Annotated in this window: 19 protein-coding genes; 14 read left to right on the top strand and 5 right to left on the bottom strand. The window is 38.9% G+C overall.

The annotated features are described in order from the left end of the window. Positions 1-117 precede the first annotated feature (117 nt). Genes MHH37_RS16230 through MHH37_RS16215 form a run of 4 tightly spaced genes read left to right on the top strand, consistent with a single transcriptional unit; the run spans position 118 to position 3,179 of the window. Complete coding sequence (locus MHH37_RS16230) at positions 118-495, top strand: GntR family transcriptional regulator (RefSeq protein ID WP_008406052.1); 378 nt, start codon at positions 118-120, stop codon at positions 493-495. Then, positions 488-1,177, top strand: a complete 690-nt coding sequence (locus MHH37_RS16225) for an ABC transporter ATP-binding protein (RefSeq protein ID WP_342573796.1) — start codon at positions 488-490, stop codon at positions 1,175-1,177. The genes MHH37_RS16230 and MHH37_RS16225 overlap by 8 nt, the downstream gene beginning before the upstream one ends. Then, positions 1,174-1,998, top strand: coding sequence for a hypothetical protein (locus tag MHH37_RS16220; RefSeq protein WP_342573795.1), 825 nt, complete (start codon positions 1,174-1,176; stop codon positions 1,996-1,998). The genes MHH37_RS16225 and MHH37_RS16220 overlap by 4 nt, the downstream gene beginning before the upstream one ends. A gap of 14 nt (positions 1,999-2,012) precedes the next feature. Next, positions 2,013-3,179, top strand: a complete 1,167-nt coding sequence (locus MHH37_RS16215) for a hypothetical protein (RefSeq protein WP_342573794.1) — start codon at positions 2,013-2,015, stop codon at positions 3,177-3,179. Positions 3,180-3,305: 126 nt separating this feature from the next. On the opposite strand, the gene MHH37_RS16210 is transcribed toward MHH37_RS16215, so the two are convergent. Then, complete coding sequence (locus tag MHH37_RS16210; protein ID WP_342573793.1) at positions 3,306-4,193, bottom strand: LysR family transcriptional regulator; 888 nt, start codon at positions 4,191-4,193, stop codon at positions 3,306-3,308. A gap of 384 nt (positions 4,194-4,577) precedes the next feature. Between MHH37_RS16210 and MHH37_RS16205 the strand changes: the two genes are divergently transcribed. The 4 genes from MHH37_RS16205 to MHH37_RS16190 all read left to right on the top strand — a co-directional run bounded on the left by MHH37_RS16205 (position 4,578) and on the right by MHH37_RS16190 (position 9,105). Next, positions 4,578-5,897 (top strand): GntP family permease, encoded by a 1,320-nt coding sequence (locus MHH37_RS16205; protein ID WP_342573792.1) that lies wholly within the window; start codon positions 4,578-4,580, stop codon positions 5,895-5,897. A gap of 96 nt (positions 5,898-5,993) precedes the next feature. Next, positions 5,994-6,824 (top strand): NAD(P)-dependent oxidoreductase, encoded by an 831-nt coding sequence (locus MHH37_RS16200; protein WP_342573791.1) that lies wholly within the window; start codon positions 5,994-5,996, stop codon positions 6,822-6,824. Positions 6,825-7,024: 200 nt separating this feature from the next. Next, positions 7,025-8,671, top strand: a complete 1,647-nt coding sequence (locus MHH37_RS16195) for a M20/M25/M40 family metallo-hydrolase (protein WP_342573790.1) — start codon at positions 7,025-7,027, stop codon at positions 8,669-8,671. A gap of 83 nt (positions 8,672-8,754) precedes the next feature. Beyond that, positions 8,755-9,105, top strand: a complete 351-nt coding sequence (locus tag MHH37_RS16190) for a hypothetical protein (RefSeq protein WP_342573789.1) — start codon at positions 8,755-8,757, stop codon at positions 9,103-9,105. Between the two features lie 60 nt (positions 9,106-9,165). On the opposite strand, the gene MHH37_RS16185 is transcribed toward MHH37_RS16190, so the two are convergent. The 4 genes from MHH37_RS16185 to MHH37_RS16170 all read right to left on the bottom strand — a co-directional run bounded on the left by MHH37_RS16185 (position 9,166) and on the right by MHH37_RS16170 (position 13,604). Then, positions 9,166-9,696, bottom strand: coding sequence for a hypothetical protein (locus MHH37_RS16185; RefSeq protein WP_342573788.1), 531 nt, complete (start codon positions 9,694-9,696; stop codon positions 9,166-9,168). A gap of 383 nt (positions 9,697-10,079) precedes the next feature. Then, positions 10,080-11,732: an acyl-CoA dehydrogenase family protein gene (locus MHH37_RS16180; protein ID WP_342573787.1), complete on the bottom strand. Its 1,653-nt coding sequence runs from the start codon at positions 11,730-11,732 to the stop codon at positions 10,080-10,082. Continuing rightward, positions 11,713-13,224, bottom strand: coding sequence for an AMP-binding protein (locus MHH37_RS16175; RefSeq protein WP_342573786.1), 1,512 nt, complete (start codon positions 13,222-13,224; stop codon positions 11,713-11,715). Before MHH37_RS16175 ends, MHH37_RS16180 begins: the two co-directional genes overlap by 20 nt. Beyond that, on the bottom strand, positions 13,221-13,604 hold the full coding sequence (locus tag MHH37_RS16170; RefSeq protein WP_087618408.1) for a MerR family transcriptional regulator: 384 nt from the start codon (positions 13,602-13,604) through the stop codon (positions 13,221-13,223). Before MHH37_RS16170 ends, MHH37_RS16175 begins: the two co-directional genes overlap by 4 nt. A gap of 406 nt (positions 13,605-14,010) precedes the next feature. Here MHH37_RS16170 and MHH37_RS16165 point away from each other — a divergent pair, with 406 nt between their 5' ends. The 6 genes from MHH37_RS16165 to MHH37_RS16140 all read left to right on the top strand — a co-directional run bounded on the left by MHH37_RS16165 (position 14,011) and on the right by MHH37_RS16140 (position 20,242). Beyond that, on the top strand, positions 14,011-15,063 hold the full coding sequence (locus MHH37_RS16165; RefSeq protein WP_342573785.1) for an iron-siderophore ABC transporter substrate-binding protein: 1,053 nt from the start codon (positions 14,011-14,013) through the stop codon (positions 15,061-15,063). Between the two features lies 1 nt (position 15,064). After that, positions 15,065-16,099, top strand: a complete 1,035-nt coding sequence (locus MHH37_RS16160; RefSeq protein WP_179946234.1) for an iron ABC transporter permease — start codon at positions 15,065-15,067, stop codon at positions 16,097-16,099. Further along, entirely contained in the window at positions 16,096-17,127 is a 1,032-nt protein-coding gene (locus MHH37_RS16155; RefSeq protein ID WP_342573784.1) for an iron chelate uptake ABC transporter family permease subunit, read from the top strand. Before MHH37_RS16160 ends, MHH37_RS16155 begins: the two co-directional genes overlap by 4 nt. Continuing rightward, entirely contained in the window at positions 17,127-17,942 is an 816-nt protein-coding gene (locus MHH37_RS16150) for an ABC transporter ATP-binding protein (protein WP_342573783.1), read from the top strand. Before MHH37_RS16155 ends, MHH37_RS16150 begins: the two co-directional genes overlap by 1 nt. 81 nt (positions 17,943-18,023) lie before the next feature. Further along, the gene (locus MHH37_RS16145; protein ID WP_342573782.1) at positions 18,024-19,076 is read left to right on the top strand and encodes an NAD(P)/FAD-dependent oxidoreductase; all 1,053 of its coding nucleotides are present in this window, start codon (positions 18,024-18,026) and stop codon (positions 19,074-19,076) included. 146 nt (positions 19,077-19,222) lie between these two features. Beyond that, entirely contained in the window at positions 19,223-20,242 is a 1,020-nt protein-coding gene (locus MHH37_RS16140) for a hypothetical protein (RefSeq protein WP_342573781.1), read from the top strand. Positions 20,243-20,257 lie beyond the last annotated feature (15 nt).

Genomic DNA, 20,257 nt, shown 5'->3' with positions numbered 1-20,257 from the left:
GTGCTTAATACGTTTTTTTATGCATACTGTATTAAGTAGTTAGTACAGGTTGCGATTCGACGGATTTTTTTGCGAATAGTGTACTAAGTGAGTAATACACGAAAGGAGCTGAACAAGGTGGATGTGAAATTCAATAACCGGGATCCTGTATACGTGCAGGTTATCCGTCATTTTAAGGAACAAATTGCAAAAGGTTCGTTTGCGCCAGGGCATGTCATCCCATCTAGACGGGAGTTGGCCAATCAGCTCAAAATCAACCCGAATACAGTGCAGCGTGCCTATAAGGAAATGGAGGAGCAGAAATTGATTTATACAGAAGGAAACATGCCAAGTTGCATTACGAAAGATGAAGCGGTACTAAAAAGTGTACGTGAAGAATTAATCAGTGAAGCGGTGCAAGTATTTATCAGTTCGATAAAATCAATCAATGCGCCACTTCCCGAAATAATGGAGCTCGTACAGAAACAGTATGAGGAGGCGGAGCATCGTGATTGAAGTTAAAAATGTTTCTAAAAAATATAAAAGAAAGCAAGTATTAAAGGATATGAGCTTTACTGCTGAGAAAGGGGAAATTACATGCCTGATCGGAATTAATGGTGCCGGAAAAACGACCATTATGAAATCAATCATGGCACTCACTCCGATCGATCGTGGAGAAATTTTAATCGATGGCAAAAAAATCAGCAAAGATATGTACGAAAAAATTACGTATATTCCAGACCGTCTGACAATGTCGCCAAACTATACAATTGCACAAAGCTTCGAGTTTATGGCTGATTTTTATAAAGTGTGGAATGAACAGCGGGCAACAGAACTCCTTGCCTTTTTCCAATTGGATCCAAGCGAAAAAATTTCGAGTTTATCAAAAGGGAATATGGCCAAAGTCAATTTACTGCTTGGTCTCGCTTTGGATGTGGACTACATTCTGATGGATGAACCTTTTTCGGGGATTGATATTTTTTCAAGAGAGCAAATTGCGAATGTTTTTACAAGTCATCTAATCGAAAACCGCGGCGTCATTATTACAACACATGAAATCAATGATATCGAGCATTTAATCGACAAAGCGGTGCTTATTGGAGACGGCCGTGTACTAAAAGAAATGAATGTAGAACATATGCGGGAAACAGAAGGCAAATCCGTAGTAGATGTGATGCGGGAGGTGTATGTCGGATGAATCACTATATAAAGCTCGTCAATTTTGAAGTGAAGCGATTCAGCAAATTCTTTCTATCATTAATTATTGCCGTAATAGCAGCACAAGTTATCGGTGCCATTGTCACGGCTTTACACTATGTAAGTAATGCGGAGACAGTAATGATGCGTGAGCAAATGCCAGTAAGCGAATATATACAAAATTATGGTGCGTACTCACTGCAAAACTTTTTATTTTCGGAATACTTCATACTTTCAATTGTATTTGCAGCAGCTGTACTTATGATTTACGTATTCTTTATTTGGTATCGTGATTGGCTGGGTAAGTCATCCATTATTTATCGTTTATTAACGTTGCCGACAGCACGTCTGAATGTATATTTCGCCAAGTTTACAACAATACTACTTTTTGTTTTTGCTTTAGTAGGGATGCAGGTCATTTTACTGGAAGTTGTGACACAAATTATTCGCTCGATTGTACCTGAACAACTGTATTGGGATCCAAATATTATTTATATTTATTCTTCCGATGTACTGGAAATATTTTATCCGAATTCACCGTTACAATTTATATTCTATTACGGGCTTGGGGCAGCACTTGTGGCAATTATTTTCACTGCCATTTTATTTGAACGAAGCTATCAACTTAAAGGGATTTTCTTAGCAATGATATATATTGTTATTTCAGTTATCGTTATTATCATTCCGGTTATAATTCAGGAAATTACCGATTATTTTTACATGAATGAAATGATCTTATTGACAATTGTGAGCAGTATTATAGCAATCGCGCTTGCGGTATATTTGGCAGGCTTCTTATTAAAACGGAAGATTAATGTGTAGAGGAGGGCAATTACATGAAAAAATATTGGCAACTCCTTTTAACAGTAGGAGTAATCGTTGTTGCGTTAAGCGTTCACTATATACAAATAGTGAATGCAAAAAATACCGATTATAATTTTTCATTTGAGACAATTTCAGGTGACGACAGCTATTTAGATTCGCTCGTCATCGAAGCTAATATTGAATATGGGATGGGATATGGTTCAATCCTTATCAGTGAAGAAGAAACTACATTGATGGATTCTTCCTATTATAATAGGAAATCGCTACAATTTCAGAAACTCATAGATGAACATAAAAGTTTTATGCGCGGTAAGGTATTCATTGCAAATAACTATTTTGAAGATGACACGAAGCTTGTTTATGTGAAAGAACCTGAGGAAGGCTGGAAGGTGGATGGCGGAGATACGTACAGCTATGAAGTTGATGTATTGGATAAAGTGAAAGATGAGAAAACATCATTTGCTATCAAATCACAGCTGAAAAATAGATTTAACTGGGTTTTTTACAGTGATATAACGATTGTTGATAATGAGCTTAAACTTCTTGTAAAGCAAGTTGATAATAACGGAAGCGAGAAGATGTATCATGTCATTATTGATTTGAAAGAGCAACAGCTGTTGAGTGAAACATTACTTGAAGAAGCAACAATGGACGAATCAACTAGAACAAGTATTGATTCCTACAATACGTATTCTCATTTAGGCCATGAAAAATACCACATCTATTCAGTAAACGCTTTTGATTTAAAAAAACCGGAACAAGATATTATTTCACGTCAGTTCCGCGCCTTTAATACAGAAACGAATGAAGTAACGGCCATTCAGCTACCAGAAGGCTTAGAACAAAAACTGCAATCTGTTGTAGTAGATAATAATTATTTAGTGATCGCCTATTCCACAAATACTGAAAAGGTATTTCACCGTTACAATATCGGTCAGCAGCGATGGCTTGAACCGATTACGGTCCCACAACAGATAGGCTTGAAAAATAACGAACTAAATGGTACTTCTGCACAAAACGGAAAGTTATACGTAATGAATGAAGTAGATAACGATTACGTGCTCCAAATTTATGATATAGAAAAAGGGACATTATTATATGAAGGAAAGCTTTCAAATAATAATACAAAGCAAAAATATAATATTTGGGTAAGTAATTTTTATGATCTAAAAGAATAAAAGAAACTCATTAATTTGGCTACCAACAGATTTTTGGGGTGGATAAATAGAATGACGCTTCATCGAGGCAAGTGGGGAACATCTTTAAGATATTCCGACTAGCCTTGATGAAGCGTTTTTTCGTTTTTACAGCTTATATGGCAGCTTCTCTTCCATAAATTTAAGGAAAGCGCGAACAGCAGGGGAAGGGTTTTTCTTTTTATTAGTATGGAGGCCGATATTCCAAGGAAGTTTCGGATTTACAATCGCAATCGACTTAATCTGTTTATGATCGACCTTTGTTTCCATTGGCTTCGGTAAAATCGAAACACCTAGATTTTCGCTGATCATGCCGCTGATGAATTCCCACTCCGAACTTTCAAAGGCAACATCAGGATGGAACCCGACTTGTAAACACTGCTGAATAATAAGTTCATGAAATAATCGTTGTTTTATCAATATAAATGTTTCATGTTCCAGCTCGAGAAGATCTACTTGTTCCCGGTCTGCTAAAGGGTGTGAATGGTGAACGAACAGAGAAAGCTCGTTGTTTAGAAACGGGACCACATTAAATTCTTTCTCATTTGCAGGCAGCATTGCAACACCGATATCTAAACTGCCCTCCAGCACTTTTTGTTTAACCGTCTTTGAATCATCTTCGAATATTTGAATTTTAATATCGGGATATAGTTCATTAAATTCCTTAATAATTTTCGGGAAAAATAAAAATCCGATGATGGGAGGGATTCCTAGTTTGATTTTCCCTTTTCTTAAATTCATTAGATCATATAGATGAACTGAAATATCCTCCAATGACTCCATAATTTTTTCGCCTTCCGCCAATATGATTTCCCCGGCTTCAGTTAACTTGATTTTCTTTGCAGAGCGGTCGATCAGCTCGACATTTAATTCCTCCTCCAGACTTTTCACTACTTTACTAAGCGTAGACTGGGATAAGTGGAGAGATTTCGAGGCCTTTGTAAAACTTTTATATTTTCCTACTTCGATAAAGTAAGTAAGTTGGCGAATATCCATACTGTCATTTCTCCTTTAATATATGATTTTTATGCATATATTATATTCCACATATGAATTTTACTCAATATAAGGTGAGTTGTATACTAAATGTGTACGAGTTGTGAATATTTTTTTCAGCTTGTTCGAAAATGTTAATAGCTTATTGTAATTTAGCTTTACAATAAATTTTCATTTTACCATTCACTTATCTCGAATTGAATTATTACTAATCCGAGATTTATCTGTTTACATTTCTAATATATTTTTAAAAGGAGGCCAAACAAAAAAATTCGCTTTTTGCATTGATCACTACTATTTCTGATTAATGCAATGCACAATCTAAAAGCTTTATTTTAGGTATCAGATTAATTCATAACAAAATAGAACATGAGGTAACACACAATGGATATTTTAGGAATTATAGGGATTTTGTTAGGTATTCTGACAGTTATTCTCTTTATCATTAAGAAGCATAACATTATTGTTGCAGCTCCAATCGCTACAATAGTTTTACTTCTGTTTAATGATGTACCAATACTTGATTCAGTATTTGGTAGCGAAAATTCGTATATGACGTTCCTTGCTGGATTCGTTGCATCGAATTTCGCGATTTTCTTATTAGGGTCAATTTTAGCAAAATACATGGATATTGGCGGTGCCACAGTATCGATTGCCAATAAAATATTGTCAATTGTCGGTACAAAAAATCCATATAACGCGTTAGTAGCTTTATTTATTATTTCTGCCATTTTAACTTACGGTGGTATTAACGTATTCGTTATTATTTTCGCTTTAGTTCCAATGGCAAGACCAATTTTCCAACAACTAAATATTTCTTGGAAATTGGTAATTATTCCGGTGTTTGGTGGTACGTCAACATTTACAATGACGATGCTTCCGGGTGCACCATCACTGCACAACGTTGTTCCTTCACAGGCTTTAGGTACAACATTAACAGCTGCACCATTACTGGGCATTGTAACAACGATTGCTGCGATTATTTTCATTTTAGTGTTCATGAAAATTGTGTTAAACCGCAGCTTAAGTAAAAATGAAATTTTTGAAGACCGCTTTGCTCCGGTAGAAGCTCCTACTGAAGAAAAACATGAACTTCCCTCATTCTTTATGAGTTTACTGCCGATCATTGTTCTTTTAGGTACAATCTTAATTTTCAGCAAAGTAAACTACATTATCTTTATTGCACTAATTATCGCGATTCTTTTAAGTGTAGTGTTATTCCGCAAACAAATTAAGAATCAAAAAGAATTATTAAGTGCCGGTGCAAATGAATCTGTTGGTTCAACAATTACGACTGGTAGTACAATCGCTTTCGGTAGTATCGCAACAGGTGTTCCGGCATTCAAAGGTATCTTCTCATTAATTAAGTCGATTCCCGGACCGCCAATTCTTTCATTAATGGTAGGTACTGGTTTAATCGGTGGTATTACGGCATCTGCTGTAGGAGCAATCGGTATTTCGATCGCGAACTTTGTACCATATTATTTAGATTTAGGTTTAGATCCAGAAACGATTCACCGAGCAGTTGCAATTGGTTCTGTTTCACTTTCGATCGTTCCTTATTCAGGATTCTTGCTGATTTTCAACAGAATCACTGGTTTAACAATGAAAGAATCATTTGCAAATGGTTTCATTGCTGTCTGTGTAACTCACTGGGTTTCAATGGTGATTGTCGTGATTATGGCGGTAATGGGCTTAGCTTAAGTAAATTGAAGATTTGAAAACGCTTTATTCAATTCGGTAATAAGAAGAAGCTGTATTGTATCAGTCTCTTATCAAATATTTTTGGAGGAATTTGTAATGGGTAAAAAAATTGGATTTATTGGATTAGGAACTATGGGCTTCCCAATGGCTCTTAACTTAAAGAAAGCAGGCTTTGAAGTAATCGGTTTTGACGCTTGGAAAGGTGTTTATGAAAAAGCTGAAGCTGCAGGTTTCACAATGGTAGATACAGTGAAAGAAGTTGCTGAATTAGCTGACGAAGCAATTATCTCAATGGTTCGTGACTATGCACAAAACGTAGACGTTATTTTCGGAGACAATGGTATCCTTACTGCTGAAAACACTGCTGGTAAAACAGTAATCGTTATGAGTACTCTTTCTCCGGATGCGATGAACGAATTAGGTAATCGTGTTGAAACGGAAAGCGGCTTAAAATTAATCAGTGCTGCAGTTTCTGGCGGTGCATCTGGCGCAGCTGCTGGTACATTATCAATCATGACTTCAGGTGCTGAAGAAATCGTAAAAGGTTTTGCTTCGTACTTCGATGCTATGGGTTCAAACACTTTCTACTATGGTTCTGAAGCAGGTAACAGCCAAGTAGCGAAATTAGTAAACAACATGATTTTAGGGATCAACATGAACGCTGTTGCAGAAGGTTTAAAACTAGGATCACACTACGGATTACCGCAAGAAGAAATTATTAAGTTATTACAAGTAAGTACTGGCGACAGCTGGGTAGCACGCAACTGGTCAGATGTTTCTGAATGGACTGCAGATACAGCATTAGCGGTATTACAAAAAGACTTGAAAGCAACTTATGAAGAAAGCATTCAAAACAACTTAGCAATGCCATTTAACGCATTATCTTCAATTCAATTATTCCACTCAATGGGTAAAGAAAAGAAATAAGCTGGTTTTGCCAATAATAACTCTCACTCTCTTTTCAATGAAAGGAGAGTGGGAGTTTTTTGTTTGTCTACTGGTCTATGGATAAATGAAAGGGTGAACGTCAAACAAATCATTGACGGAATATTCTAATTTATTTACACTGAGGAAAACGAGACGACATAGAGAGACAGCTAGAAATAGACAAAAGGAGAGGATATGTTGTGTTTAAATGGAAGAGCAAAGAGCAGTTAAGGCAATTATTATGTGAGCTTGTACAAGTAAAAAGTGTATCTGGTTCACAGGCAGAAAAAGATTTTCCTGATTCGGTAGTGAAAAAACTGTCAGAGCTGGCATATTTCAAAGAAAACCCTGGCCATTTAAATCGAACATATTTGAAAGATGGGCGCAGTTTTATTAGTGCATTGGTCAAAAAATCCACGGATACTAAAAAAACAATCGTATTAATTAGTCACTTTGATGTAGTGGATGTGCAGGACTATGGAAAATGGAAACAGTATGCTTTCGATCCTGAGAAACTAACGGAACAGTTTAACTCGATAAAAAACGAATTGCCTGAAGCAGTGCGACTTGATATGGAGAGCGGTAACTGGCTATTCGGGAGAGGGACAATGGATATGAAATGCGGGCTTGTACTGCATATGTCGATTGTTGAACAGGCAACGTTCGGAGAGTATGACGGCAACATACTTTTGTTGACCGTACCAGATGAAGAAGTAAACTCTGAAGGAATGCGAGCAGCGGTTCCAAAACTGGTGGAACTTTCGGAAGAGCATCATCTTGAATACACAACGATTTTAAATTCAGAGCCGATGTTCAGTAATTTTCCGGGGGATAAAAACAATTACTTTTATACCGGGTCGATCGGAAAGGCTTTGCCGGGGTTTTTGTGCTACGGGAAGGAAACCCATGTAGGGGAACCTTTTGGGGGGCTGAATGCGAACTATATGGCTTCGGTACTTACAGCTGAAATGGAATTAAATACAGACTTTTGTGAAAAGGTAGGGAATGAAACGACACCTCCTCCTACCAATTTAATATATCGTGATTTAAAAAAGAAATATTCAACGCAAATTCCACATCGGACGGTAACATTGTTTAATTTATTTTTATTTGAAAGAGGCATGACAGATGTTATTTCATTGCTCCAGCAAAAAGCAGTCAAGGCGGCAAGTGAGATTGAACAGTCCTATATGAACAAAGCAAAGAAATACTCACAGCAAACGGGATATACACCGCAGCAACTTAAAGTAAAAGTCATGACATATGAAGAAATTCACGAATATGCGCTAGAGAAATACGGGGAAGATCAAGTTGAAAAGCTATTATCAAATCATGACAGCGAAAAAGACGACCGAGAAAGAACGATTGACTTCGTTGATCAATTAGCTGCGTTATGTAATGAGCTGGCACCGATGATTGTCATTTTCTTTGCGCCACCATTTTATCCTGCAGTGAGTTCAGGCAAAAATAGATTAATCAGCAATCTTGTCAATGAGTTGAAACAATACACGCATGAAACATTTAATAGGGAATTCCACATTCAAAACTATTTTTCCGGAATATCGGATTTGAGTTATGTAGGATTAAACTATGAAAACAGTTCGATTGCATCGCTTATAAACAATATGCCAGTTTGGGATAAAGGCTATTCATTGCCGATCGCCGATATGAAAAAGCTGAATGTCCCGGTACTGAACGTTGGTCCTGTAGGGAGGGATCCGCATAAATGGACAGAGCGGCTTGACGCGGATTTTGCGTTTGTGACATTAGTCGATCTATTGCAATTGACGATTGAAAAATTATTCGCTGCGCATTATGAGGTGAATGAACAAATAGTAAGCAAATAGTACGCTGCCCTTAACACTTTATCGTTAGATTTATGTTACAGTGGGAATACTAACCGCCATATAGAGCGGAGTTGGAGGATTATATGACAAATACAGTAGATGAACTTTTAGAATCGCTCGTGGCAGCGACAGTTAATAATGAAGTGACATGGAGTAAAGGTACGGAAGCGCTGGAAGATGTTTTGGAAGAAGTATACGGCAACACGGAAAAGCTTTATTTCTTCTTTGATGAAGAAGAAGGTTCAAACATCGTATTAGCAACGTATCAATATTACGAAGGTGAAGTAGAAGCCGATGAATTTTTAAAAGAAGGCATGAGCCTATTTGTCATCGATGCAGATGATTTTGAGATTTTAAATGAAGTAACAGATGAAGATGCAGACGATGCAAAGTTATTTCCTGCTTTAATGGAAGCGATTGAAGAAGTGAAGTAAACTTTAAAGATATAACGGGTGTGGACAGTGTTTTATATGGTTCACACCCATATTTTTTATTTATACGAGCTCAAACACTATGCCTTCAGGATAAATGCCAATATAGGTCTCTTCATCACTTAAATAGGCAATTTCCGCTCCATCAATTACTTGATGTTTGGTTAGTACTGTTAAGATTGATCTCAGTGCTAATCCTAAATCAACAACGAGGCAGAACGTAATGCCGGCACCATCCCCGATTTCGGAGCCATAAAGCTCGCCGTTTCCAGTTTCGTGCAAAATATCATCTAACAAATCTTCCACGAACAAGCTTCTTTCTTCCGCTTCTTCAAACTGCTCTTCCTGTTCATAACGGTATTGAACAGCAATTTTAATTAAAGAACCGGGATCTACATATTCATAGCCTTGACTGACCTTCTCTGCTGCCAATTTTTCCATGACGCGTTTAGAACTTTGAAAAAATCCTAACGGCAGTTCCTCCTCCTTACCTTGCTCACCTAATGTCCCGGATAATATATGAATCTGCTTATTCATTTTCCAGGCTTGCCAAAATTGTGTGCCGCCGTTCATTTTCTTTAATAATCGAATCATTTTCCATCCTCCATATCCTATCTAGAATCTCATACCCATTAAACTATGTAATTAGACAATAGAAAGTTAAAAAAAGGAATCTTTTTTTCTAGCGCTCTTTTTTTTATTAGAACAATTGAACACGATTTCAGAAAGACTCAACCCGATATTGGAAAGTCGGGAGGTGATATTAGAACAAACCGATTCCTTATTAGAACAACCGGAGAATAAATTTGAAAATCGTAACTTTATTAGAACAAATAAAATGATATTAGAACTTCTGTAACTATATTAGAATACCCGGCCAAACTCTAGTGCACCCCGGCGCAAATCCCCGGGACCATAATCCAGCCCAACAAAAAAACGCCCGGTAACTACTCAACCAAGGCGTTCCACTCAACCAATCAATAACCGCTATTCAACAATTTAAACCCTTTCACTGCTAACGGCACTTCACCAAAGGGCTTTTGATCAAATTGTTCTTCGATATAAATTTCCGCCAGCATCTGCTCGCGTTCACCGGCCGATTCAGCATGCTTTACTGCGACAACTGCTTCGTATAGACGGGCAAGCTGTTGCATCAGCGGTTTTGCTTCGAGCGTTTGCATTGCCGGATCTAGTGTGACAAACACTGCAAAACGCTGCTCCACGACAGAGGCAAGCTGCTGCAAATACGGATGGCTCGTTTGCTGTAGTTCATGAAGGAGCGTAATATGCGCATTTTTGTGCACAAGACGAATGAGCTCGTGTGCCAATATGTTCGCAGTTCCTTCCCAAACGGTTAATACTTGGGCATCCCGAAGTAAACGGGGGAGTACGAAATCCTCGATATAGCCGTTGCCGCCATGTAGTTCAATTGCTTCATGGGTAAATTCAATCGCCCATTCTGCCGTTTCCTTTTTTACTAACGCAATTAACAGGCGGACGATTTGCTGTTCGTCTTCAGATGCATTACCGCCGATAACCTCCTCATAGCGCGATACTAAATCAAATAACGCGACAAGTGATGCATGCCATTTTGCGTGCAATGCGCCTAATGAATGCTGCACCATCGGAAACTCGGCAACAGTCTGTCCAAAAGCGATACGTCCGTTTGTATAATGGACTGCTTCATCAAGGGCACGTTTCATAATGCCAACCGATGCTGCGGCATTGCAAATACGTGATAAGTTCAGTGCTTCAAGCATATAGTAAATCCCTTTGGACGGATCCCCGACAACATATGCTTTTGCACCGTTAAACTCAACTTCACCTGATGGTACTGCTTTTACGCCAAGCTTATCTTTCAAACGGCGGATCGTAATGTGATTAAGCTCACCATCGTCATTACGCCACGGTACAGCAAACAATGTTAAGCCTTTCGAGCCTTGCTTGGAATTGGTCGTTTGGCGTGCAAGTACCATTGCCACTCCGCACATACCCGCATTCGACGCAAAGTACTTTTCACCGTATAAACGCCATTCACCTAGATCCAATCGCGCTTCCACTACATTCGCACCGACATCAGATCCACCTTGACGTTCTGTTAAAAACGTAGCCCCTTCAAATAACTCCGTATCGCCTGTTGCACAGATGTGCGGCATAAACTTTTGTTTCAGCTCTTCTGATGCATAGTGCTCCAATAAATACGCAGTCGCCATCGTCAATGTAACAGGACAGTAAAAGCCGGGCTCAGTTTGCGACAATAAATAACCTTGTGCAAAGCTGTATACATAATTGCCTTTATGACCTAATTCCGGAATGTCTTTATGCACATAGCCGACAATTCCTGTTGCATAAGTTTCGGCAACCGTTTGTTTATAACCTTCGTTTACAATGACTTCACTTACTTCATCGCCGTATGCATTATAGCGGCGTAATCTCGGTTCACCTTCACGGTCTGTCACTTTGGCACGGGCATCAATTGGTCCTGCACAAAGCGCACCGAATGCTGTCAGCTGCTCATCGGCATAACGGTAAAAAGACGGAGAAAGCTTTTGCTGTAGTAGCTGCTGCAATGTTTGATCAAACTCGTAAAAATTTTGGCTTTTTTCATGTTTATTGGCTAACACTTGCATTTGCTTCACCTCTTAGCTGTTGTTTTAATATTTTCCCGGAAGCATTGCGCGGAAGTGCTTCAACTTGTTCATAAATTTTCGGTATTTTAAACGCGGCAAGTCTATTTTCTAAATGCTCGCGAATTTCCTGCTCGGAAACAGGGACTTTCGCACAGTAAACCGCTTTTACTGTTTCACCCCATTCAGGATGCGGCACGCCGAACACCGCAACTTCAAAAATAGCGTCGTGCTGCAGTAGTTGATCTTCAATTTCTTTCGGATAAATATTGACGCCGCCGGAAATAATTACATCTTTTTTACGGTCAACAATGTAAATATAGCCTTCCTCGTCAATGCGTGCTAAATCGCCTGAACGTACCCAGCCATCGATGAAAATATTTTTGGTTTCATCCGGGTTTTTATAGTACTCTTTCATATTACCTTCACCATATAAAACGATTTCCCCAATTTCACCTGGAGCGACATCTTTATTGAGTGAATTAATAACACGCAGCTCTGTTCCAAATGGTGCACGCTTTCCGATACTGCCTGCTTTATGAGGATGGTCGGCTGCGTGTAGAATCGATCCGCTCGGACCCGCTTCCGTTAAACCGTACACACATACTAAATTGTCGGTATTGAACTGCTGTTGAATATAGACGACTTCTTTTTCAGACAGCGGTGCCCCTCCGTAAACCCACCATTTCATTGCCGAAAGGTCCGCGTTTGCGATGCGCGGTGAGCCAGCAGTTAAAAGATAGGCAACAGGTGCCCCGAAGAAGTGTGTCGTTTTGTATTTTTCTACTGTATCTATTAATAAGTCAGGCGTAAACGTTGGTGTGAGTACAGCGGTAGCCCCGACTAAAACAGCTGTAACTAAAAATAAATTCAATGGAGCAGAATGAGTTAACGGCATCATAATCAGCATTCGGCTTTCAGGTTTTACTTCCATTTCAACGGCAATCATATGCGATACAGCAAGTACATTGCGGTTTGTCAGTAAAACACCTTTTGGATTGCCGGTTGTGCCCGAAGTATAAAGTAAAGTAGAAAGATCATCTTCCACTAAATCACAGCAAACAACCTCGTTACCTTCAGCCTCGAATTGATTGAAGCTTTGCCAATCATGAATGACAGGACCTGTTTTTACTTTCAGACCGTTAAACATAATCGTAGCAGCCTGTTCGAAAATCAGCTCATGTACAAAGATCGCCTTTGCATCACTATGATTGAGCACATATTCAATTTCACGCGTGACAAACTTGGCATTGATCGGGACTACAACTGCACCAATACGCTGAATGGCAAAGTATAGTGCGACAAATTCTTTTACGTTCGGCATGAAAATCCCGACTTTATCACCTTTAACGATTCCGCTTGCACGCAATGAGCCGGCGATATTATTTACTTGTTCATCCAATTGTTGATACGTCGTTTCCTGACCGAGACTAATGACAGCAATTTGATTCGGATACTTTCTTGCATGACGAGCTAACAGATTAGAAATATTCATGATTGGTCCTCCAATAATAGAATTAGTTTTTCCCGAAAAATAGCTTCCGTCCTTTCGATATCTTGACGGATTTCATACAACTCTTGAATCTTCTGGTCAATTTCCCTTAACTTTTGCTGACCGTATTCGATTGTACGCTCCAACTGTTTAATACCAGTACGATCAAGGTCAAAAAGTAAAATCATTTCCTTGATTTCTTCCATAGAAAAGCCATACTTTTTTCCGCGGATAATTAACTTAATCTTTGCCTCCTCTCGTTTGGAATAGTGGCGCATTCCATTATGAGGTCGTGTCGGTTTCAAAATCCCGAGTTCTTCATAGTAGCGCAATGTTCTCGTTGTGAGTGCGTATTCTTTAGCGATCGTTTTAATGGATTTCATATAAGGCACCCCCATTGGCGAAAGTATACCATTTACGTTAACGTCAATTTAAAGAGAAATAAAGAATAAAAGAGAAAAAATATTTATTAAAGGAAAAAATAAGGGGAATTAAGGGGTAATGCGAGTGCAATGATTAACAGAGCAATCCAAGCCTTATATGCAGAAAGACCAAAATCGTGTAACCCTTTATAAGGGATAGGACAATAAGTATAGTCCATATTAAATACAGCATGTTTCTCCTTGGAGAAGCCACTTTTTTATTTGTATTCTTATAAAATTCTTACTATATAAAAAAATAGTACGCAATTAGTAATAATCTCATTGACAATCATTATCAAATAGCTTTATTATTCTAATTAGCGATAATGATAATTATTATCAATCAATTTTAAGGGGCGTTAATTAGATGAAAACGAAAAAGTTCTATTCTTTAATGGCAATGCTTTTCGTAGCAATAGGCTTACTAGTTGTTGCGGGTTGCTCAGATAAAGAAACAAGTACAGAAGAAAATAATTCAAACAAAACAAATTCCGAAGCTTCGGAGACACACTATCCAATCGTTATCAAACATGCACTAGGCGAAACAGTAATTGAAGAAAAGCCGGAACGTGTAGCAACAATTGCATGGGCAAACCATGATGTAGCACTTGCACTAGGTGTAGTACCAGTAGGTTTTTCAGCAGCAAACTACGGTGTCCAGGATGAAAGCGGTATGCTTCCATGGACAGCAGAAAAGTTAAAAGCGCTTGGTGAAGAGAACCCGAACATTTACCAAGATACAGATGGCCTGGATTTTGAAGCAATTTCAGATTCGAATCCGGATGTTATTTTAGCGGCATATTCAGGTCTTACACAAGAAGAGTATGATACATTAAGCGAGATTGCACCAGTCGTTGCATATCCGGAAACTCCATGGGTTATTACATGGCGTGACCAAATCCTATTCAATGCAAAAGGTATGGGTATGGAAGAAGAAGGTAAACAATTAATTGCTGATACAGAAAAATTAATTCAAGATAAAGCAAACGAATTCCCTGAAATCAAAGGTAAAAAAGCGGCGTTCGGTATGTTTAACGCGACAGATTTATCGAAGTTCTACATTTATACACCAGCTGATCCGCGCGGAGAATTACTGGAAGAGTTAGGTATGGAATATCCGGAAAGCATTAAAGCGCAAGTTCAGGATGAAAGCAGCTTCTATATCGAGTTAAGTGCCGAAAATGCGGACGCTTTAAACGATGCTGAAATTCTGATTGCCTATGGTGATGACAACACATTAAAAGCACTTCAGGCAGATCCGATTTTAGGTGAAGTGCCTGCAATCAAAAATGGTACGGTTTTAATTATTCCTGACAACACACCACTTGCTGCAGCAGGAAACCCTAACCCATTATCAATTCAGTACACAATTGATGAATACGTATCACTAATTTCGGAAGTTGCGAAAAAGTTAAAGTAATATGAAAAGTCCATCCGTTTTAGAAAAGAAGCAAATTATAATGCCGCGTAATTTTATAAAAGTATTATTGCTTTTAACGATTTTACTCGGACTATGTATACTTGCATCACTTATATTTGGTTCGCGGATGATTAGCTGGACAGATCTTCTGAATGGGTTATTCCATTCAGAAGCTCAGTCTCATGAAGCGAACGTAGTAAGACAGCGTGTGGTACGAACGATTTTCTGTTTATTATGCGGCGCAGCATTAGGTGTTTCTGGAGCGCTTATGCAATCGGTTACACGTAACCCTATTGCAGATCCAAGTATATTAGGTGTAAATACAGGGGCATCCCTTTTTGTCGTTTGTGGTATTGCTTTTTTGAATATCAGTTCTGCAAATCAGTATATTTGGCTTGCGATAGCGGGAGCTTTTATTACCGCTATTTTTGTATTTGGAATCGGTTCAATGGGAAGAGGCGGGGCGACACCATTAAAGCTCGTTTTGGCAGGTGCAGCTACGAGCGCTATTTTATCTTCACTGGTCGTTGCCATTATGATTCCGCGAACGAATGTAATGGATCAGTTCAGATTTTGGCAAGTAGGGAGTGTCGGGTCAGGAAACTGGGATACAATTACTTTATTTATTCCATTTATCGCGGTAGGACTATTCATTGCCTTTTTTACAGCGCCGGCATTAAATGCGTTGGCATTAGGTGATGATGTCGCGACAGGGCTAGGGGTTCGCACAGGTACTGTAAGAATTGTAGCGGCATTAGGTGGCGTATTATTATGTGGTGCTGCGACTGCTTTGGCAGGTCCAATCGGCTTTATTGGTTTATTAGCTACACATATCGTACGTCTCGTAGTAGGTCCTGATCTACGTTATATTATTCCGATGTCAGCATTGTCGGGGGCGGTTATTTTAACCTTTTCCGATGTGATCGGAAGGCTTCTTGGCAGTCCAAGTGAGCTCGAAGTTGGAATTGTGACGGCCTTTATAGGTGCGCCGATTTTAATTTTAATTACGATGAAAGCGAAAATGCGTGCAATATGATGAATGAAACGATGAAGATGATTAAAACGTCAAGATTAAAAAGAAAACGCCGGTTTATATTGATGACTTCCTTGATGGCAATCATTTCGCTCGTACTTTGCGGTTTGATGCTTATGCTTGGCAACACGATTTATCCGGCGCAAGATGTCATAAAGGTTTTACTAGGTGAACAAGTGAAGGGAGCATCCTTTGCGGTAAATACAATTCGTTTCCCGAGAATGGTAGCCGGTTTGTTTGCAGGCTTTGCATTTGGTGTCGGGGGTTACATATTCCAGACAATGCTGCGCAACCCGCTGGCAAATCCAAATGTAATCGGAATTACAACAGGTTCAAGTGCTGCGGCAGTATTTTGTATCATTGTATTAAATGCAAGCAATACTGTTGTATCCATCGCAGCTGTAATCGGAGGGCTTGCAACAGCTATCTTTATCTATCTGCTGGCGAAAGGCACATCCTTTTCGATTGGTCGACTAATTTTAATCGGTATCGGCATTCAGGCGATGCTGACAGCCTTTATCAACTATTTAATGCTAATCGGAAATACACATGATATTCCCGCTGCAATGAGATGGCTGAGCGGTAGTTTAAACGGTGCAAAATTGACTAACTTATACCCGTTAATTCTTGTCGTGTGTATTTGTACACCGATCTTGATGTACTTTGCAAAGCGTCTGGAAATGCTGGAGCTTGGTGAACAGGCGGCAACGTCTCTAGGCGTCAATACAAACCAAACGAGAGTCATCCTTATTATTACGTCGGTGCTCATGATTGCATTGGCGACTGCTGCAACGGGTCCGATTGCCTTTATTTCCTTTTTGGCAGGTCCGATTGCAAAAAAATTGGTCGGTGTCGGATTTTCAGGTCTTATTCCTGCGGGTTTAATCGGGGTCATTTTAGTATTGGCGGCAGATCTTATCGGACAGTTTGCTTTTGAGACACGCTATCCGGTAGGGGTCATTACAGGGATAATCGGTGCACCATACTTAATTTATTTATTAATCCGTATTAATCGGAAAGGAGATTTATGATGAAATCTACACATACATTCCAAACGGAAAATCTTGTTGCAGGCTATGACAACAAAGCGATTTTACACGGTGTTAGTCTAGCGATTCCAAGCAACAAAATCAGCATTATTATCGGTTCGAATGGCTGTGGAAAATCGACACTTTTAAAAACGATGGCACGATTAATCAAGCCAATCTCCGGCCAAGTAATGTTGGATGATAAATCGATTAACAAAATCCCGCCAAAGCAGCTTGCACGTGTTTTAGGACTTCTTCCGCAATCACCGATTGTACCGGAAGGCATCACGGTAGCCGATTTAGTTGGCCGGGGCCGATTTCCTCATCAGAGCTTGTTAAAGGGCTGGTCAACAGAGGATTATGATGCAGTTGCGGAAGCAATGGAAATGATGAATATTACCGAACTTGCAGACAGTCATATCGATGAGCTGTCAGGAGGGCAAAGACAACGTGTATGGATTGCCATGGCACTTGCACAGCAAACCGATATTTTGTTTCTAGATGAACCGACAACCTACTTGGATATTACGTACCAAGTGGAGATTTTGGACTTGCTGACGGATTTAAACCGTAAGCATGGTACGACAATTGTAATGGTACTCCATGATATTAATTTATCCGCCCGCTATGCCGACTATATTTTTGCTTTACATAAAGGTCGACTTGTTTCGGAGGGAACACCAGAACACGTGATTACGAGTGAATTAATCAAAGATATATTTAATCTAAACTGTGTGGTCACACAAGATCCTGTTTCGGATTCGCCTTCTGTTGTACCAATCGGAAGACACCATTCGAAATCCGGAATGCTCGTTTAGCTGCAACTTAGTCAATGGAATCCGGCTGCAATTTCGCGAAAAGTGTAATTGACCGATAATGAAAAGAATGGAGTGTTTCGAATGAACGATATTTATGATGTAACGATAATTGGCGGTGGTCCAAGTGGATTATACAGTGCGTTCTATGCAGGGTTGAGAGATTTAAAAACAAAAATCATTGAATTTCAGCCTACGCTTGGCGGTAAGCTGCATGTTTATCCTGAAAAAATCATTTGGGATATTGGCGGCATGCCTGCAACTCCTGCGCAGCAAGTCATTGAAAATCTGGTTAAACAAGGACTGACATTTAAGCCGACCGTATGTCTAAATACGAAAGTTGATTTCATTACAAAAAAAGATAATTTATTTGTGATTGAGACAAGTTCAGGCGAAAAACACTATTCGAAAAAGGTCGTAGTTGCAGTAGGTGGCGGTATTATTAGTCCGATTAAATTGCATATTGAAGGTGCTGAAAAGTATGAAGTATCGAATTTGCATTATACAATTCGAGGCATTCAAAGCTTTAAGGACAAGTCACTGTTAATTTCAGGCGGCGGTAATTCGGCAATTGACTGGGCGAAGGATCTGATCGGCATCGCCAAGCAGATTACAGTCATCTACCGTGGCGAAAAGCTATCTGCACATGAAGCACAAATCCGACATTTGCAGGATAATGGTGTTCCCATCATTACAAATACGCAAATTAAAACACTTGTGGCTAATGACACAAAGACTAAAATAGAAGAAGTTATTTTGGAAAATGTCGTAACAAAGGAAACATCAAAGATAGTTGTAGATGACGTATTAGTGAACCATGGCTATGACCGGGATTCTTCGTTTTCTTTTGATGAGGCACTAGCTCCGGAAAAAGATTCGGATTATGACTATTATTATTTAACCGACGGAAAGGGATTGACATCTGTTGACGGTATTTATGCAGTAGGTGATATTTCCAAGTACGACAACAAAGTATATTTAATTACAGGTACATTCCAGGATGCCGTCAATGCAATTAATGCAATCAAGGTAAGCCTTGAACCGACAGCAGATCAGTATGCAAAAGTTTCTTCGCATAACGAAGTGTTCGAAAAGCGCAACCGGGAACTGATGAAGGATATCCTTGTGAATGGCTAATACAATAACGATTAAATACAATAAATCCAAACGTAGAAGTTTATGTGAACTTCTGCGTTTTTTAATGATGGAAGGGTAACATTAGATTATAATGGAAATACCAGATTTATGGGAATTTATGCAATGATCTAAGGAAGGAGATCGCTATGGTTTTCCAAAGAGTATTTGATTATAAATGGCTCCTGATAGCTTGTATCATTTTACTGGGGAATATGATTGTTTATCAGTTATCGTTTGTCTCCACACTTTCAGATGAGCAAGCGCGTGGAATGGTGATCGGTTCGCTAATTGACTGTGCAGTTGTAGCACCGGCGCTTCTTTTGCTGCAAAAAGGCAAATGGACAGTCCAAAATTTCATTGTCTTTATTGCTACCGGTATTTTATTTGCTCGTCTGGTAATCCCTAATGGATTGATGGAACCTTTCCGTTATTTAACACTTTCTGCAATCGCTGTAGAAGCAGGGTTGGTTCTTATAGAATTATTCATTTTATTTATTTTTATCAAATATTTACCGAGCATCATTCGAGCGGTTAAATTAGAGCAGGAGCAACTTATTTTTGCGTTTCCTCGAATCGTAGCAGAGAAAGTGAAAGATAACATTCTCATTAGGGTACTTTGCTCAGAAATGCTAGTTTTTTATTATGCGTTTGGCAGTTGGAAGAAAAAACAGCCTACCGGATTTTCCGTTTACAAAAATACGATGTATGTACCTTTTTTAGTAATGATTTTTCATGCGGCATTGTTTGAAGGAATCGCATTTCATTGGTTCTTTCATGATCGGCTACCAATTTTAGCTTGGGGCCATACAGTTCTATCACTTTATGGACTCGTATTCTTACTTGCAGATTTTCGTGCATTAACGCTAAATCCAGTTCGTATTGAAAACGGAAATCTATATCTATCCAATGGCTTATTGAGACAAACAAAAATTGATGTGACTAATATTGCACACCTTCATAAGTCGATAGAAGAAGATAAAAATGTCTATCATTTTAAAGTATTAGGTAATACAGATGAACAGCCCGCTTTTGTAATTGAAATGAAGCAATTGCAATCAATTCAATTAGTTGGCGGATTTGAAAAAAAGGCAAAATATATTGGGGTTTATGCCGATGCGCCAGCCCTATTACGTAGCGAAATAGAATTAGCGATACTAGAGAAATAGTGTAAAAGATTAAGA

The organism is Solibacillus sp. FSL K6-1781 (assembly GCF_038630735.1).
Taxonomy (GTDB): domain Bacteria; phylum Bacillota; class Bacilli; order Bacillales_A; family Planococcaceae; genus Solibacillus; species Solibacillus silvestris.
The sequence above is the reverse complement of the archived record's forward strand: the minus strand, read 5'-3'. Positions and strand labels throughout refer to the sequence as shown.

What these genes read in the sequence shown, in the direction of transcription:
- MHH37_RS16175 (WP_342573786.1), bottom strand. Translation starts at nt 13,224, where the DNA reads ATGAATATTTCTAATCTGTTAGCTCGTCATGCAAGAAAGTATCCGAAT.
- MHH37_RS16190 (WP_342573789.1), top strand. Translation starts at nt 8,755, where the DNA reads ATGACAAATACAGTAGATGAACTTTTAGAATCGCTCGTGGCAGCGACA.
- MHH37_RS16160 (WP_179946234.1), top strand. Translation starts at nt 15,065, where the DNA reads ATGAAAAGTCCATCCGTTTTAGAAAAGAAGCAAATTATAATGCCGCGT.
- MHH37_RS16165 (WP_342573785.1), top strand. Translation starts at nt 14,011, where the DNA reads ATGAAAACGAAAAAGTTCTATTCTTTAATGGCAATGCTTTTCGTAGCA.
- MHH37_RS16215 (WP_342573794.1), top strand. Translation starts at nt 2,013, where the DNA reads ATGAAAAAATATTGGCAACTCCTTTTAACAGTAGGAGTAATCGTTGTT.
- MHH37_RS16140 (WP_342573781.1), top strand. Translation starts at nt 19,223, where the DNA reads ATGGTTTTCCAAAGAGTATTTGATTATAAATGGCTCCTGATAGCTTGT.
- MHH37_RS16170 (WP_087618408.1), bottom strand. Translation starts at nt 13,604, where the DNA reads ATGAAATCCATTAAAACGATCGCTAAAGAATACGCACTCACAACGAGA.
- MHH37_RS16210 (WP_342573793.1), bottom strand. Translation starts at nt 4,193, where the DNA reads ATGGATATTCGCCAACTTACTTACTTTATCGAAGTAGGAAAATATAAA.
- MHH37_RS16150 (WP_342573783.1), top strand. Translation starts at nt 17,127, where the DNA reads ATGAAATCTACACATACATTCCAAACGGAAAATCTTGTTGCAGGCTAT.
- MHH37_RS16155 (WP_342573784.1), top strand. Translation starts at nt 16,096, where the DNA reads ATGATGAATGAAACGATGAAGATGATTAAAACGTCAAGATTAAAAAGA.
- MHH37_RS16145 (WP_342573782.1), top strand. Translation starts at nt 18,024, where the DNA reads ATGAACGATATTTATGATGTAACGATAATTGGCGGTGGTCCAAGTGGA.
- MHH37_RS16180 (WP_342573787.1), bottom strand. Translation starts at nt 11,732, where the DNA reads ATGCAAGTGTTAGCCAATAAACATGAAAAAAGCCAAAATTTTTACGAG.
- MHH37_RS16205 (WP_342573792.1), top strand. Translation starts at nt 4,578, where the DNA reads ATGGATATTTTAGGAATTATAGGGATTTTGTTAGGTATTCTGACAGTT.
- MHH37_RS16220 (WP_342573795.1), top strand. Translation starts at nt 1,174, where the DNA reads ATGAATCACTATATAAAGCTCGTCAATTTTGAAGTGAAGCGATTCAGC.
- MHH37_RS16200 (WP_342573791.1), top strand. Translation starts at nt 5,994, where the DNA reads ATGGGTAAAAAAATTGGATTTATTGGATTAGGAACTATGGGCTTCCCA.
- MHH37_RS16185 (WP_342573788.1), bottom strand. Translation starts at nt 9,696, where the DNA reads ATGATTCGATTATTAAAGAAAATGAACGGCGGCACACAATTTTGGCAA.